This window comes from Acinetobacter sp. ABJ_C4_1 (assembly GCF_044538495.1).
GTDB lineage: Bacteria > Pseudomonadota > Gammaproteobacteria > Pseudomonadales > Moraxellaceae > Acinetobacter > Acinetobacter nosocomialis_A.
This window is the reverse complement of sequence record NZ_JBIUCQ010000020.1, coordinates 33,273-49,740: the sequence shown is the minus strand read 5'-3', so window position 1 is coordinate 49,740 and position 16,468 is coordinate 33,273. Positions and strand designations below refer to the sequence as shown.

The 16,468-nt window shown below is 38.7% G+C and carries 13 protein-coding genes; 4 read left to right on the top strand and 9 right to left on the bottom strand.

Translation table 11 applies throughout. The features are described from left to right. Positions 1 to 609 precede the first annotated feature (609 nt). A complete protein-coding gene (tyrS, locus tag ACIF8R_RS17395; protein WP_024438169.1) occupies positions 610 to 1,842 on the bottom strand; it encodes a tyrosine--tRNA ligase in 1,233 nt (410 codons plus the stop codon). Between the two features lie 61 nt (positions 1,843 to 1,903). On the opposite strand from tyrS, the gene ACIF8R_RS17390 reads away from it, so the two are divergent. Continuing rightward, positions 1,904 to 3,031 carry an anhydro-N-acetylmuramic acid kinase gene (locus ACIF8R_RS17390; protein ID WP_396482221.1) on the top strand — a complete coding sequence of 376 codons (1,128 nt, stop codon included), beginning with the start codon at positions 1,904 to 1,906 and terminating at the stop codon, positions 3,029 to 3,031. A gap of 126 nt (positions 3,032 to 3,157) precedes the next feature. Next, positions 3,158 to 4,003, top strand: coding sequence for an alpha/beta fold hydrolase (locus tag ACIF8R_RS17385; protein WP_396482219.1), 846 nt, complete (start codon positions 3,158 to 3,160; stop codon positions 4,001 to 4,003). A 56-nt stretch (positions 4,004 to 4,059) separates the two neighbouring features. Here the strand turns inward: ACIF8R_RS17385 and erpA are convergent, their stop codons facing one another. From erpA to ACIF8R_RS17365, 4 genes are all read right to left on the bottom strand, one after another. Further along, positions 4,060 to 4,395: an iron-sulfur cluster insertion protein ErpA gene (gene erpA, locus ACIF8R_RS17380; protein WP_000993572.1), complete on the bottom strand. Its 336-nt coding sequence runs from the start codon at positions 4,393 to 4,395 to the stop codon at positions 4,060 to 4,062. Positions 4,396 to 4,519: 124 nt separating this feature from the next. Then, a complete protein-coding gene (locus tag ACIF8R_RS17375) occupies positions 4,520 to 5,524 on the bottom strand; it encodes a putative solute-binding protein (RefSeq protein ID WP_024438166.1) in 1,005 nt (334 codons plus the stop codon). A gap of 346 nt (positions 5,525 to 5,870) precedes the next feature. Next, a complete protein-coding gene (locus ACIF8R_RS17370) occupies positions 5,871 to 6,878 on the bottom strand; it encodes a putative solute-binding protein (RefSeq protein ID WP_311070333.1) in 1,008 nt (335 codons plus the stop codon). 255 nt (positions 6,879 to 7,133) lie between these two features. Next, positions 7,134 to 8,138, bottom strand: a complete 1,005-nt coding sequence (locus ACIF8R_RS17365) for a putative solute-binding protein (protein WP_396482216.1) — start codon at positions 8,136 to 8,138, stop codon at positions 7,134 to 7,136. 252 nt (positions 8,139 to 8,390) lie between these two features. On the opposite strand from ACIF8R_RS17365, the gene ACIF8R_RS17360 reads away from it, so the two are divergent. Then, positions 8,391 to 10,322 carry an ATP-binding cassette domain-containing protein gene (locus ACIF8R_RS17360; RefSeq protein ID WP_263612613.1) on the top strand — a complete coding sequence of 644 codons (1,932 nt, stop codon included), beginning with the start codon at positions 8,391 to 8,393 and terminating at the stop codon, positions 10,320 to 10,322. A gap of 266 nt (positions 10,323 to 10,588) precedes the next feature. After that, positions 10,589 to 11,146: a VTT domain-containing protein gene (locus ACIF8R_RS17355; protein ID WP_396482214.1), complete on the top strand. Its 558-nt coding sequence runs from the start codon at positions 10,589 to 10,591 to the stop codon at positions 11,144 to 11,146. Positions 11,147 to 11,234: 88 nt separating this feature from the next. Here the strand turns inward: ACIF8R_RS17355 and cybC are convergent, their stop codons facing one another. Genes cybC through dnaN form a run of 4 tightly spaced genes read right to left on the bottom strand, consistent with a single transcriptional unit; the run spans position 11,235 to position 16,434 of the window. Next, a complete protein-coding gene (cybC, locus tag ACIF8R_RS17350) occupies positions 11,235 to 11,630 on the bottom strand; it encodes a cytochrome b562 (RefSeq protein WP_022575180.1) in 396 nt (131 codons plus the stop codon). A gap of 37 nt (positions 11,631 to 11,667) precedes the next feature. Further along, a complete protein-coding gene (gene gyrB / locus ACIF8R_RS17345; RefSeq protein WP_263612614.1) occupies positions 11,668 to 14,136 on the bottom strand; it encodes a DNA topoisomerase (ATP-hydrolyzing) subunit B in 2,469 nt (822 codons plus the stop codon). Between the two features lie 52 nt (positions 14,137 to 14,188). Further along, positions 14,189 to 15,271, bottom strand: coding sequence for a DNA replication/repair protein RecF (recF, locus tag ACIF8R_RS17340; RefSeq protein ID WP_396482212.1), 1,083 nt, complete (start codon positions 15,269 to 15,271; stop codon positions 14,189 to 14,191). Positions 15,272 to 15,285: 14 nt separating this feature from the next. Then, positions 15,286 to 16,434, bottom strand: coding sequence for a DNA polymerase III subunit beta (gene dnaN, locus ACIF8R_RS17335; protein ID WP_396482210.1), 1,149 nt, complete (start codon positions 16,432 to 16,434; stop codon positions 15,286 to 15,288). Positions 16,435 to 16,468: the final 34 nt, after the last annotated feature.

Sequence of the window (16,468 nt, the reverse complement as noted above, 5' to 3'; positions counted from 1 at the left end):
AAAACTTATTCTCAAAACCAACTTATCATCAAATTCATCACTTAAAGCAATCAATTCAATCTCAAGTAACTGTTTTTCAACAAGTTTCTATCTGCATCACCGCCGATGGATGTGCATTATAGACTATTAAATCCCATTGGCAAGGGGTATTTCAGCCTTTTTCTCTTGAGTGCCGTTTTTTTCTACTATTTTGCGAAAAAAGTGATATATATGGCTTTTTTTTAGGCATTTTCACTACTTTTATTAATTTTATTTTGAGAAAAATACTGTTCTTCTTAGATTTTACATGTCTTCTTATAGAACTTATACGCCTATATAGCATTTTAGATTCCAAAGATTCCAAAGATTCCAAAGATTCCAAAGATTCCAAAGATTCCAAAGATTCCAAAGATTCCAAAGATTCCAAAGATTCCAAAGATTCCAAAGATTCCAAAGACAGAATAGAGCAAATACTCTAGTTATTGATTAATACTTTTATTATTTCCTTATTCTTTTTTCTACTTATTAAGTTAATTACAAATTGTTCCACGTGGAACGCTTAATTGATTTTGTGATCCAGAAATAAAAAAAAAGCAGGACTACTCCTGCTTTTTTTACTATATAACTTTCTTAGTCAGTGAAAGTTACACGTGCAATTGCTTTCTTACCTGACTGAATAATGAAAGTCCCATTTTCTTTTACAGAGAAACCTGCATCAACTACATTCCAGTCAACTTTTACTGCACCACGTGCTACTGCATCTTTTGCAGCTGCTGCATTTGGGTTTAATCCTGCTACACGTAGAATCGTAGCAATGAAGATCTCTCCACCAAACTCACCACGTGAAATAGTCACTTCAGGTGTATCTTCTGGCACCTCACCTTCTGTAATACGGTTACCCGCACTCTTATGAGCATTGGCAGCAGCTTCGGCATCATGGAAGCGTTCAACCAACTCAAGCGCAAGAATACGTTTTACTTCTTGTGGATTACGCCCAGCAGCGATTTCGTCTAATAAAGTTTTGATCTCATCAAGAGATTTGAAGCTTAATAAGTCGAAGTAGCGTTCGATTAAAGAGTCAGGCATTGATAATACTTTTTGGTACATTGCACCTGGAGCATCAAAAACACCAATATAGTTACCTAAAGATTTAGACATTTTATTTACGCCATCTAAACCTTCTAGAATCGGCACAGTGATACACACTTGGGATTCTTGGCCATAACGGCTTTGTAACGTACGACCCATGAGTAAGTTAAAGGTTTGGTCTGTACCGCCTAACTCAACGTCAGCTTCAAGCGCAATTGAGTCATAACCTTGAACTAAAGGATATAAGAACTCATGAATTGCAATTGGCTGATGGTTGCTATAACGCTTAGTAAAATCATCACGCTCTAACATACGTGATACGGTTTGTTGACTTGCTAACTGAATAAGGTCAGCAGCAGACTTTTGGTTAAACCATTCTGAGTTAAAACGTACTTTTGTTTTATTCGGGTCTAAGATTTTAAAAACTTGTTCTTGATAAGTTTTAGCATTGGCTTCGACTTGTTCACGTGACAACGGCGGACGAGTTGCGCTTTTACCAGTTGGGTCACCAATCATCGCTGTATAGTCACCAATCAAGAAGGTAACTTCATGGCCCAAGTCTTGGAACGTTTTTAGTTTGTTAATAAGAACCGTATGTCCTAAATGTAAATCTGGTGCCGTAGGGTCAAAACCAGCTTTAATTTTAAGAGGACGATTCTCTTTAAGCTTTTTCAGTAAATCTTCTTCTGAAATAATTTCGTGCGTGCCTCGTTGGATGAGGGCAAGCTGTTCTTCGGCGGGCAAGAAATTTGACATCACAAAACCTAAACACATCAGTTATTCAATTTGTGCGATATACTAACATTTTTTCAGCGTCTTGCAGGGGAAGTTGCATATGAGCGCAATCTATATCGGCGTAATGACTGGCACTAGTATGGATGGTGTAGATATTGTTGCGGCTTCATTTAAGCCACTACAGCTTCATGCCACTCTTACAGTTCCATTCGAACCCGAGTTACGTGATGAGCTTATGGCATTAACTTTACCCGATGACAATGAAATTGACCGTATGGGTAAAGCTGATGTTGCTCTAGCGAAAATGATTGGTCATGGGATTAATAGCTTAATTGAGAAGCACCAATTAGACCGTAGCCAAATTAAAGCGATTGGTTCGCATGGGCAAACTATTCGTCATCGTCCAGAGCATGGCTTTACGTTACAAATTGGCGATCCCAATATTATTACTGAAATCACTCAAATTCCGGTTGTTTCAGATTTCCGTCGTAGAGATATGGCTGCAGGCGGACAAGGTGCTCCATTAGTTCCAGCTTTTCATCAGGCATTATTTCAACATCCAAGTATTCATCGTGTGATTTTGAATTTAGGTGGCATTGCCAATGTAAGTATGTTGCCTGCCAATAATGCTGACGGCGTATTTGGTTTTGATACGGGACCTGCGAATATTTTGATGGATGCATGGTGTCATCGCCATACAGGTCATCCATATGATGAAAATGGCGATTGGGCTGCTTACGGTCATCCTATTCGTTCATTACTCGACCGTCTTCATGCTCATGAGTATTTTTCTAAAGAGCCACCTAAAAGCACAGGTCGTGAAGATTTCAATATTGACTGGTTAGATGATCAGTTAATCGATTGGCGTAATGATTTAACTTATGATGAGTTAGAAGATACACCTGAAAATATTCAAGCCACCTTATTAAAGCTTACTGTACGTGCTATTCAAAAAGCGATTTATCGCTCTGACATGGAAACAGGTGAAGTATATGTATGTGGTGGTGGAGCTTATAACTCTTATTTGTTAGAACAATTACGCTGGCGTTTACGTAAGCACAATTGGTCAGTTCAAACCACAGATGTTTTAGGACTTTCCCCTACTTGGGTCGAGGCTACAGCGTTTGCTTGGTTAGCAATGCGTTTTGTGAATGGTTTAAGTGGTAATTTACCAGCAGTAACCGGTGCATCTGATTTTAGAATTTTAGGAACAATCACGGCGGTATAAGATTTTTTATAAGTTCTTTTACCTAGATTCGACCTCATAGCACATTTACTGACCCGAAATGCTGTTATTTAAATGTGCATAAAAACTCATGATAAATGCCAACAAAAATAAGTAAGGCATGTTGTTATGGATTTGACCAACCGTATTCATCAATACACACGTGGGGCCTGGACATTCGATGTGGTTGATTCAGGCCCTATCGATGGTCCGCTCGTAGTTTTATTACATGGTTTTCCTGAGACAGCCCATAGTTGGGAGCAAACCTCTGAACTATTGCATCAACATGGCTTTAGAACGCTTGCGATTCATCAACGTGGGTATAGTTTAAATGCTAGACCGCAAAGCCGCTTTGAATATGCTTTAAGTGAGCTAGTCGAAGATGTAGCGAGTTTTATTGAGCAGCTTGGTCGGCCAGTTTATTTAATTGGGCATGATTGGGGTTCTGTAATTGCGTCTAGTGTAGCTATGAAGTATCCACAATATATTCAACATCTCACTTTAGTTTCTGTCCCCCATCAAGCTGCATTTTTAAAAGCTTGTTTTAGCAGCAGACAACTTTTTAAATCTTATTATTTTGCAATTTTTCAGCTTCCTATTCTGCCTGAACTTTTATTTAAAAAGATACCTAAATTAGGCCGTAACTTTCTTAAGTCATCTGGCATGACCGAGCAGCAAATTGAAATATTCGAGACTGAGTTTATAAAAGAAAATAGGCTAACTACGGCGTTGAATTGGTATCGTGGATTTTTCTGGGAGAAACCTCAGAATCCATTTAAATTAATAGATGTGCCAACTCTGTTTATTTGGGGTAAAGATGATATTGCCGTTACTGAAAAAAGTGCCGAGCTAAACTCACGTTATTTTAAAAATAGTTATAAAGCCATTTTCATGAACGCTTCTCATTGGATTCCTTATCAGAATGCACCTGAACTGGTTCAATACTTTTTAGAATCTATAGATGATCGCGGATAATTTCATCAATAAAAAAACCTCTCAAAATAGAGAGGCTTTTTTATTTAAAATTCTTTTTAAATCGAGAATGAAGAACCACAACCACAAGTTGTTGTCGCATTTGGATTCTGCACAATAAAGCGTGAACCTTCAAGGCCTTCAACATAATCAACCACTGAGCCAACTAAATATTGATAGCTGAGTGAATCAACCAGCATCTTTACATCGCCATTTACAAATTCAGCATCATCTTCATTTACGCTTTCGGCAAAATTGAAGCCATATGAAAACCCTGAACATCCACCACCTGTTACATATACACGTAACATGAGATCGTCATTCCCTTCACTATCACGGAGTTGGCGTACCTTATTGGCAGCATTATCTGTCAAAACTAGAGCTTGGGCATTCATGATGATTGTTCCTCGGATTTTGCTGTGCCTTTCAAAATAAAAAAGACCCTATATTGAGTATAGCATAATCAATATAGGGTCTGTCTTCGAAGTTTAAAGCGAATCTTGAGTATTTTTATCAAGATTATTTGTAATTCTCATCTTGTAAGCCACATTCGAAGTTTTTCGCATCTTGTTTACAACGGAATTGCCATAATAGTTTCATCATCCGTTTATCATAAACGCCGCGCTTTGTAAGGTTAATTCGTGATTCACGCATAAGCTTTTGATAGCCTGGTTTATCCGCAGCCGGTACATCCATCCAGTATTTTTGCGGAATATCCGCTTTCATTTTACCTAAGATAGTAAAGGCACGTGGTAACTGGCCTGCCACCCACTCTCTAGATTTTTGACCAAATCCAGCTGGGAATTTATCTGGACGGATAATAATATTTCCAGTCACTTGTAAGATTGGATAGTTAACGATTGCTCCTTTCGTACCTAAGCCTTTTTGTAGTTCTAAAGGTTTAAAAGCTGCTGCTGGTGCACCAATAATATCGACCTGATGATTATTAAATTTAGCGCCAAAGTTCGTCACATCTGCACTCACAGCCTGTGCACCGACCTGCTGAACCATAATTTTTTGTGCTTCATCATAGTCAAGAACAGCAATTTTTTTACCCGCAGCTTTCGCTACTGTATTAATACTACGGTCGTTTACTAAAAGGTAAGCATCCCCTACCGGAATAACACCCACGACCTCATAGCGTCCGTTGACCATATATTTACTAAAGGTTTGACTCGCTAAACCTTGCATGACTTTAACAGCAAGTTTGAGATCTGGAATCGCACCAATTGCATCTAATGAACCTGTAAATGAGTTAAATTGACGTCCGCGCATACCTGATACGCTAATGCCGTCACATTTACCAGCTTTAAAATCTTCAGCAATCACTGCTTCGTTTTGATTTACTTTGAGTTCGATATCAGCTCCCCAGTTTTTCGCTGCAAGCTGATAATCTTTCATGAGTGCATAGACATCACCATTTTTACCAACGAAGTCAAAAACACAAATGGTTTGTTTGGCCTCGGCTGCAAATGAAATTGTTGTGAGTCCCATCGCAAGTAAAAGCGTTTTGGAAAATCGCATATTCTTTTCCTTTCCTTGTAGATTTTTTGTTTTTGGCATCAAGAAATTTCACGCTGGTTGGCATGATTCTCATGAGATATGCTTCATCTAAAATTCACGATTAAGATATTTTTACGAGCAATTATGTTTATATGAGCTCAAGTAAAGAAAAATAACTATTTAAATATCTATAGTAGCTCTTTGATCACTCACATCCTTGTTCCCTTTTAATACCTTCATATATCCAGATGAAGTTTTATCCTTAATTTAGATTAGCGACTTTTTAATTCATCACAATGGCTGAATTGACAGCCTACATAAAGCAAAAAAGCCTAGAATAAATCTAGGCTTTTAAGTTCAATATGAATTATTCGCCAGGCATTGAACATTCAAAGTTAGCTTTGTCTACAGAACAGCGTGCTTTTTTCAATACAGACATCATACCTGCATCGTAAATACCACGTTTAGTTAAATCCATACGACCATCACGTAACATTTTTTGGTACTTGAGTTTGTCTTCAGCACTTAGGTTCATTTTGTATTTACCTGGAATTTGCGCTTCTAAACGGTTAATCATCGCAAAGTTTTTAGGTAATTGTTTTACAAACCAGTCACGAGACTTTTGACCAAAACCAGCTGGGAATTTATCTGCACGTAATACAAGGTCAGCAGTTACATGTAATACTGGGAAGTTCCACATTACACCATTTGCACCCAAACCTTTGTTCAATTCTAATGGTTTGTATGCATAAGCAGGTGCACCTACCATATCTACCTGACCATTGTTAAATTTAGCAGCAAAGTTTGAAATATCAGAAAGAACTGCCTGAGCACCTACACGTTGCACCATAATTTTTTGTGCATCGTCATAGCCTAATACGGCGAATTTTTTACCCGCAGCTTTTTCAACAGAGCTGATGTTTTTGTCACGTACGAAAATGAATGCTGAACCTAATGGAGAGATACCAGCAACTTCGTATTTTTTACCACCAAGGTTAGTTGTCATTTTTGCAGCATTACGTGCATCTAATACATAGGTAATAGCACGTTGCGCGATTTGGTTATTAGGAACACCACCAAGCGAGTCGATTGATCCTGCGAATTTGTTATATTGGCGTGCACGCATAGCAGTCATTGCTACAGCATCACATTTACCAGCTTTGAAATCATTATCTGCAACAGCCTCGTCCTGACGAGGAACCAAGTTAATTTCAGTACCCCAGCCTTTTGCAGCTAGAGCCCATTCTTCCATCATTTTATATGAGTCGCCTGCTTTTCCTAAGAGGTCGAATACACACACGGTACTCGCTGCTTGCGCTGAAGCAGAAAAACCAACAACAGAAGCGGCAGCCATAGCAAGTACGATTTTTTTCATTTTCTTCATCCTTCCACGGAACAGATTTTTTGTTTGAAGTTTCCTTTCAAACACAGATATTAATCATGTTTTTTAGAAAAAAATAGAGCTTTTACTCAAATATTTTTATCTAATTGGATCATTGTTTGTTCTATTTAAATTATTTATGAGAAGTAAAAATCTCTAATTTTCCGTAAGTTACTTTTTATATTCACAATTTTCATACCCATATTCAGCTTTGAAATATGTGTAGCGATTTTGTGATTAAAAAACAATCTACTCTCCATTAAGCGTACATTCAAAATTTGTACGTTCAATGGTACATCGGGCACGCTTCAACACACTCATCATTGTCGCATCGTATACACCTTGCTTTGTTAGACCAAGGCGACCTTCCCGTAATATTTTTTGGTATTTCAATTTATCTTCAGCTGAAAAATTTAATTTAATTTTAGGTGGTACTCCAGCTTCTAACTGTTTCACCATTGCAAAATTCTGCGGCAACTGCTTAATAAACCAATCACGAGACTTCATTCCAAAATTGGCTGGGAATCTATCACTTCTTGCAATTAAGTCCCCTGTAACGTTGACCACGGGAAAAGTAAACATGGCTCCATTTGTTCCAATACCCTTGCCTATTTCTAAGGGTTTATACGCATAAGCAGGTGCGGCAATCGCATCGACTTGGCCACTATTAAACTTTTTCACAAAATCGGTAATTTCTGACGGAATAGGATGTGCACCTACACTTTCCACCATAATTTTTTGAGCTGCGTCATATTGTAAAATAGCAAATTTAGTACCACGTACTTTTTCAATTGAGTTCAGGTTTTTATCTCTTACAAACAAGTAAGCCAAACCAATCTGGACAATTCCAACAACCTCATAGTTTGTTCCATTTTGTGCAGTTACCATGCGATGTTTATTGCGCTGGTCCAAAACATAACTAATTGCCTTTTGAGCAATGGCATTACTGGTCACACCACCAATCGCATCAATCGAGCCTGCAAATTTATTGTAATTTCGCGCTCGCATTGAGGTCATATAAGCTGCGTCACATTTGCCCTCACGCAGTCTACGATCTACTAAAGCTTCGTCTTGAAATGGAATTAAAGTAATGTCAGCCTGCCAGCTTTTAGCTGCAAGTGCCCACTCTTCCATCATTTTGTAGGATTCACCCGATTTTCCCAATAAATCGAATACACATACATTTTGTCCGGCATGTACTGTTCCCATAGCACAGCAAAATACTGTACCAATTATCCCCAATCCTTTTTTCATTTGACTTTCCTTAGTCTAGTTTTATTAGGAGTTCATTTATCAACCAAGTTTTAAATTGTTTTTATTTTAGCCATATTTTTTAAAATGTGGTCTATCTCGTTAAAAATTTAGATATTTTCAGACGAATAGCTTAAATAGAGATAGGTTAAGCCATGCAATCTCAGCATTTATAAACTAAAACTCTGAAAGTTTTGTCTTCACGGTCAGTTCTCTTTAAAATACAGCATCCCTAACTCACCTCGATAAGACAAGATGATTCAATTTGACCAAGTTTCTTTACGCCGCGGTGGACGTGTTCTCTTTCAAAAAGCGTCTATGCAATTACACCCAGGTTGGAAGATTGGTCTGACTGGGGTCAATGGTGCAGGTAAATCAACGTTATTTGCAGCATTACTGGGCAGCTTAGGCGCAGATGAAGGTACACTTACTCGTCCTTCAGTCTGGACTGTGGCGCATATGGCGCAAGAAGTTAAAGCTCTAGACATGCCTGCCCTCGATTTTGTTCTATCTGGTGATGAAGAATATTGGGATATTCAAAATAAGCTTGCTCAACCAGATCAACTCACAGATTCAGACTTGGCTAAACTACATGGCCGCTTTGATGAAATTCACGGTTATTCAGCGCCATCTAAAGCTGCCCAGCTCATGGCAGGTCTTGGTTTTCTAGAGCATCAATTACGTTTAAATGTTGCTAGTTTTTCTGGTGGATGGCGTATGCGCTTAAACTTGGCGCGTACATTAATGAGTCGTTCTGATTTATTATTACTAGATGAACCAACCAACCACTTAGATTTAGATGCAATTTTGTGGTTAGAAGATTGGCTTAAAGCCTATGAAGGTACTCTCATCCTCATTTCGCATGACCGCGATTTTTTAGATGCAATTACAGATCATATTCTTCACATCGAAAATCAAGAACTGACGCTTTATACGGGTAATTACTCCACATTTGAAACAACTCGAAGTGAACGTTTAGCACAACAACAACAAGCTTTTGAGAAGCAACAAGAAACACGTGCTCACCTACAAAAATTTATTGACCGTTTCAAAGCAAAAGCCACTAAAGCTCGTCAGGCACAAAGTCGTATTAAACAACTTGAGCGTATGCAACAACTCGCACCTGCTCATGTCGATACGCCGTTTACTTTTAGTTTCCGTGAACCGACCAAAATGAGTTCACCCTTGCTGACGTTAGACAATGCCAGCATAGGTTATGGCGATAAGCAAATTGCTGAAAAAATTAAACTTCAAATTACACCGAACTCACGTATTGGTTTACTTGGTATGAACGGCGCAGGTAAATCAACTTTGATTAAGAGCTTGGTCGGTGATTTACCACTTCTAGCAGGTGAACGTAAAGCTTCGGAGTTGCTTAATATTGGCTACTTCGCACAGCACCAAATGGATGCTTTAGATGGCCATGCTAGCCCGATGCTTCAACTTGCTCGTTTGGCAGATAAACAAATTAGTGAAGCCACCTTACGCTCGTTCCTTGGTAGTTTTGGGTTTAGTGGTGAACGCATGGATACACCATGTGAAAGCTTTTCTGGCGGTGAGCGTGCTCGTTTGGCTCTAGCACTGATTGTATGGCAGCGTCCAAACGTTTTAATTCTGGATGAACCAACGAACCATTTAGATCTTGATATGCGTCATGCACTAAGCATGGCTTTACAAGATTTTGAAGGTGCTGTTGTTCTGGTTTCTCACGAACGTCAACTTATTGCTAGTGTGTGTGATGAGCTTCTTTTAGTACACGGCGGCAAATGTACCGAATTTGAAGGTGATTTGCAGGATTATGCTAAATGGTTACGTGAAGCACGTCAGCAGCAAATCAATGCTCAAACTGCTGTAGCAGCAAATAACTCATCATCTGCTGCCCCTGCTCCAACTAAAGTTGATAAAGAAGCACAGCGTAAAGAAGCCGCACGCCGTCGTGAACAGACTCGACCTATTCGTAAAAATATTGAGAAGGTTGAATCACAAATTGAAAAGCTTCAACCGCGACTTGCTGAAATTGAAGAAGCTTTAGCGGATAGCTCATTATATGAAGCGAATCGTAAAGACGATTTGCTGAAATTGATGAATGAACAGACTGAGCTGAAGGCTAAGCTTGAACAACATGAAGAGCAACTTTTAGAACTCATGATGGAACTTGAGGAAATGGAAGCCTCTTTCGAAAACTAAGTTCTTGCCAGTACTGGTATTTTTAAGGACCAGTACTGGCTTTTAGTTCAAATCAGACCTTTATTTGCGCTACTATATAAAAATTTGAATGACTTTTAATAATATTTCATTCAGCTGTTAAATTTTTGAGATAGATTCAAATTTGATAACATATAAGACTTAAGCTACATCTTAAGGGTTGCGATACACAGATAATTTAACTAAATTCTGTAACTTCGTTTTTACCCTTCTTGAGTAGGTATTTAATTCGGGATCAGACAAACTGAATGAATTTTATTGATTTTCTTACTAATTTTGAACATTTTTTACCTATTTTAATTCAGGAGTATGGCGCATGGGTCTATGCCATACTCTTTTTGATTATTTTTTCTGAAACAGCTTTTGTATTTATGTTCTTTTTACCTGGAGATAGTTTACTTCTCACTGTAGGGGCGCTTTGCTCAGTGATCGAAATGATGCATCTGGGTTATATGATTACTTTACTTACCGTAGCTGCCACCCTAGGCTATATTGTGAACTACTCTATTGGTCGTCATTTTGGTAACCGTATTTTTGAAGCAAAATCACGCTTTATTAAAAAAGAATATTTAAATAAAACCAACCGTTATTTCTTGCAACACGGTGGGAAAACTATTCTTCTGGCACGTTTTATTCCTTTTGCACGTTCTTTTGCACCATTAGCTGCGGGCTCTAGCAATATGAGTTATGGAAAATTTTTAATCTATAATGTCGCTGGAGCTATTTTGTGGATTTGTATTCTCTTAACAGCAGGATATTTGTTTGGCCACGCGCTCATTCAGGTTACAGACTTAGTAGAAAATTGATCTTTTAAGGTTTAATACACTCAAATAGACCAAAAAATAAAGGGAATGATTCAATCATTCCCTTTATTTTATTTAGATCAAAATGAATTTATCTAAATTTTTTGTGGTTTTCATTACGGATATTAACCAGATTAATTGCTTCTGATTTTGCTTGGTCTAATTGGCCCTTATCAACCAATACAGTCACTCGATCAATTTCAGCAACCAACTGATCTAAACCCGCTTGATATTGTTTTACCTGTACATTTTCCGGCGGTAAACCTTCCAACTTATGAGGTAAAGATTTTTTTGAAGATACTGCTGCCTGACGCATAATCACAAGCTGCTGTTTTGCGTTATTGAGATCTTTCGCTTCAGCAAAGGCTTTTGTGCTCTTTGCTAAAGTTTTCATGTCAGCTTCCAACAAGTCAGCTGCAAATGCAGAATGACTCACTAAAGCTGCACATGAAATCAGCATACTTGCTATAAACTTTTGACTCATCATCTTCTCTCCTTAGACTGATTTAGAATCTAGCTATCAATTAAGCATCAATATCTGCATTTAATGCATTTTCTTCAATGAAGGCACGACGTGGTTCAACGTCATCACCCATTAAGCATGAGAACATACGATCTGCTTCGATTGCATCATCAATAGTCACCTGTAACATATTACGGTTTTCAGGGTCCATTGTGGTTTCCCAAAGCTGCTCAGCATTCATCTCACCCAGACCTTTATAGCGCTGGATCATCATTCCACGACGCGAATCTTGCAAAATGTGCTGCCATACCTGATGGAAGTTAGCCACTTGAATACGGCGATCACCCTTCTGTAAATATGCACCATCTTCAATTAAATTGAACCAACTCTTAGAGTTCTTCAATAAACGTGCATATTCTGCTGAGTTTAATAAGCCAGCATCAAGCAAGTAAGCATGTGGCAAGTTATGAACATATACCGTCACACGTGGCCAATAATGCGCTGTTTTCTCACCTTGAGCATTTTCACGTTCGAAGGTTTCAAGCGTAATTTCAGGACGCAAACTTGGCTGTAGTCTTTGTACAGCTTCGCGTACTTGATCTGCCCATTGCTGAACATAAGCCTGATCGTGGTTCTGATCAGCTTTAAACGCCTCTACTTCAAGTAATGCATCAAGTAAGCTTGCTGGATAACGCAACGTTAAACGTTGTAAGCTTTTTTGTGAAACTTGATAATCTTGAATTACTTTTGCTAATGCTTCGCCTGTAATTGCAGGTGCTTCTGCACTAATATGCAAAGCAAGCTCATCAATTGCATTTGAAATTAAATAAGTTTCCAAGGCATCATTATCTTTAATATATTGCTCTTGCTTACCTTTTTTCAGTTTATACAAAGGTGGCTGTGCAATATAGATATGACCACGCTCCACCAACTCCGGCATTTGACGGAAGAAGAACGTTAATAACAATGTACGGATGTGCGAACCATCGACGTCGGCATCGGTCATGATAATAATTTTATGATAACGAAGCTTGTCAGGATTATATTCTTCACGGCCAATACCACAGCCAAGTGCTGTAATTAATGTACCGACTTCCTGACTCGAAATCATTTTGTCAAAGCGGGCACGTTCAACGTTCAAGATTTTACCTTTCAAAGGTAAAATAGCCTGCATTTTACGGTTACGACCTTGCTTGGCACTACCACCAGCAGAGTCACCCTCGACAAGATATAATTCAGAAAGTGCTGGGTCTTTTTCCTGACAGTCAGCTAATTTACCTGGTAAACCAGCGATATCTAATGCGCTCTTACGGCGTGTCATTTCACGTGCCTTACGCGCAGCATCACGTGCACGAGCAGCGTCAATAATCTTACCAGCGATTGATTTTGCAGCTTGTGGGTTTTCAAGTAAGTAAGCAGAGAACTCTTTATTCATTGCTTGCTCAACCGCCGGTTTTACTTCACTTGATACCAATTTTTCTTTCGTTTGAGACGAGAACTTTGGATCAGGAACTTTAACCGAAATAATCGCCGTTAAACCTTCACGCGCATCATCACCAGTCACATTGACTTTTTCTTTCTTGAGAATGTTTTCATTTTCAAGATATTGGTTTAAGCCACGTGTTAATGCCGCACGGAAACCTGCTAAGTGCGTACCACCATCTTTTTGTGGAATGTTGTTTGTGAAACAACGAACATTTTCTTGATAGCTATCATTCCATTGCAATGCAACTTCTACAGCGATACCGTTATCTGCATCAGCCGTAAAATGGAAGATTTCATTCAGATGGTTTTTACCTTCGTTAATGTATCTAACAAACTCAGATAAACCGCCTTCATAATCATAAACATGCTCAAGATTAATGCGCTCATCACGTAAAACGATACGTACACCAGCGTTTAAGAAAGAAAGTTCACGTAAGCGGCGTGCTAAAATTTCAACGTTGAAAATGGTTTGACTAAAAGTTTCTGCACTTGGCCAGAAGCGTACAATCGTACCCGTGTTATCCGTTTCACCAATCACACGTAATGGATATTGCGGATCACCATGTTGATATTCTTGTTCATGTACTTGGCCAGCACGATTAATAATTAAATGTAATTTACTAGAAAGTGCGTTTACAACTGAAACACCTACACCGTGCAAACCACCTGAAACTTTATAGCTGTTGTCATCAAACTTACCGCCTGCATGCAGAATAGTAAGAATAACTTCTGCTGCAGAAACACCTTCTTCAGGGTGAATATCTGTTGGAATACCACGGCCATTATCTGAAACACTCACAGACTCATCTTCGTGAATCGTGACAATGATTTCATCACAGTGTCCTGCTAAGGCTTCATCGATTGCGTTATCGACAACCTCGAATACCATATGGTGTAAACCGGTACCGTCGTCTGTATCCCCAATATACATGCCCGGACGTTTACGAACTGCATCTAATCCACGTAATACTTTAATACTAGAGGAATCATAAGCCTTTTCATTGGTTTGTTCTGTTTGAGAGGCTGATTGAGACTCTGAACTCATGGTTTCTCCCTAGCAAATATAGGTTTATTCAAAGATGGTTAACATCAAAAAATTATGGTGAAGCAAGACTAACTTGACCGGATTCAACACTGAATAATTGATATGAAATAGACAGATCACGTAAATGTTTTTTTACCGATGCATGATCTAAAGTTGTCATAAAAACCTGGCTACCAAGTTGGCTTAATCGTTCAATTAAACGTTGTTGTGCGGTTAAGTCTAATTCTGCTGTCAGATCATCTAATAATACCACAGTTTCCTTATTACTCGCATGCAACATTGCAATTTGTGACAGTTTTAAGGCAATAATCAAGAGTTTTTTCTGACCTCTTGATAAAACATCATCTGCGTGTCCAAAAGGCGTTTTTAAGCGCAAATCAGCCCGATGTGGACCATACTCTGTATAACGTCTTTCAATGTCTTTTTGGTGCTGATTCAGCAAGTCTTGCATGAGCCCCTGCTCTGTATGAAAACCGGGGCTATATTCCAGCTCAATCTCTAAATCAGGCAATAACTGACTTAAGTCATTTTGAAAATAAACGTTCCATTGCTCTACGATACTTAAACGCTGTGAGTGTAAAATTTCTCCATAATCACTCAACATTTTGTTCCACGGCTCTAAGTCAGCTAAGGAAAGATTGCGTCTTGTTTTGAGTAAGGTATTTCGCTGTTTTAAAGCTCGAGAGTAATATTGCCAAGCAAAATAAAACTCAGGTTCCACGTGGAACATTAGCCAATCTAAAAGCTGACGTCTTGGCTTAGCACCATGGTCAATAATATCTGTACTTTGTGGATCAATATGCTGTAAAGGGAGCAATTTGGCGAGTTGACCTTGAGTCGCAACTGTATCGCCGTTGACTTTCATCAACTGCTCACCAGAAGCGAGTTTCTGCATACCGATTTTTTCAGTTGTTGACTGAGCAAATACAATCGCGTCGTCAGCTTCATACTGAATATAATTTTTGGGAATATGTGTACGGAATGAACGACCAGTTGCAAGCAAATGAATCGCTTCTAAAATTGATGTTTTACCCGAACCGTTAGCGCCATAAAAAACATTAAACGGTTGCAAACCATGGAGTGCAACCGTTTTTAAATTACGCACGCGTTCTATATTTAAGCGCGTAAGATGCATAGAATTAAACCAAATTAAACACGCATCGGCATAACGACATAAGTCTGGTCAGGATGAGCTGGATCTTGTACCAATACTGACTGGTTCGCTTCAGTCATGCTCATATTTACGTCATCACCATCTAATACACCCAACACATCAAGCAAATATTGAGCATTAAACGACATTTCTAATGGGGTATTTTGATATTGGATTGCTAAATCCTCAATCGCTTCATCTTGTTCAGGGTTATTTGCACGAAGCTGCAAAGAATCCTGATTAAAGTTTAAGAAAACACCACGTAATTTTTCATTACTTAAAATTGCGACACGTTGTAATGATTGTTTAAATACATCATGACCAATCAAAACGTGTTTATCACCACCACGTGGAATCACACGGCGGTAATCAGGGAATTTTCCATCAATCAATTTTGTCGTAAAACGAACAGTAATATCACCTTGTTCTTTATCACGGCTTGGCGTATTGATCGTTACATTTAATAATTCACGGCCAATAAGCAAAGTAAGTTGCTCATCTTCAATACTAAGTAGGCGTTGTAATTCACCAACAGCTTTACGCGGTACAATTGCTTGTACTAATTGAGATGAACTAGAAGAAGCCAAAATTTCACAAAGAGCAAGACGGTGACCATCTGTTGTAACTGCACGCAATTGATTTTCATCAATTTCCAACAACGTACCAGTTAGATAAAAACGCACATCTTGTACGGCCATCGCAAAAGCAGTTTTTTCAAATAAACGCTTTAATTCACGTTGAGTCACCTGTACTTGCGTACCTTGGCTATTCTCAGTATTTAACAACGGATAATCTTCTGCTGGTAAAGTACCTAGCACAAAACGGCTATTACCAGACTTTAAAATACATCTTTGATCTTCAGTAATTTGTAAGTCAATCAATGCGGCAGTAGGCAAAGATTTACAAATGTCCATCAATTTACGAGCAGGAACAGTCGTTTCACCTGTTTCGAGGCACGCCCCTTCTGATAAAGCAGTGCTCGCCACCAGTTCAACTTCTAAATCCGAACCAGTAATGGTGAGTGCTTGACCATTAGCCTGAATTTTGACGTTTGAAAGAATATTCAAGGTATGACGACGTTCTACCGCACCGACAACATGCGATAAAACATTGAGTAAACTTTCTTTAGCGATTTTCAAACGCACGATTCATTCCTCTAGCAACTTGGAGCAAACATTT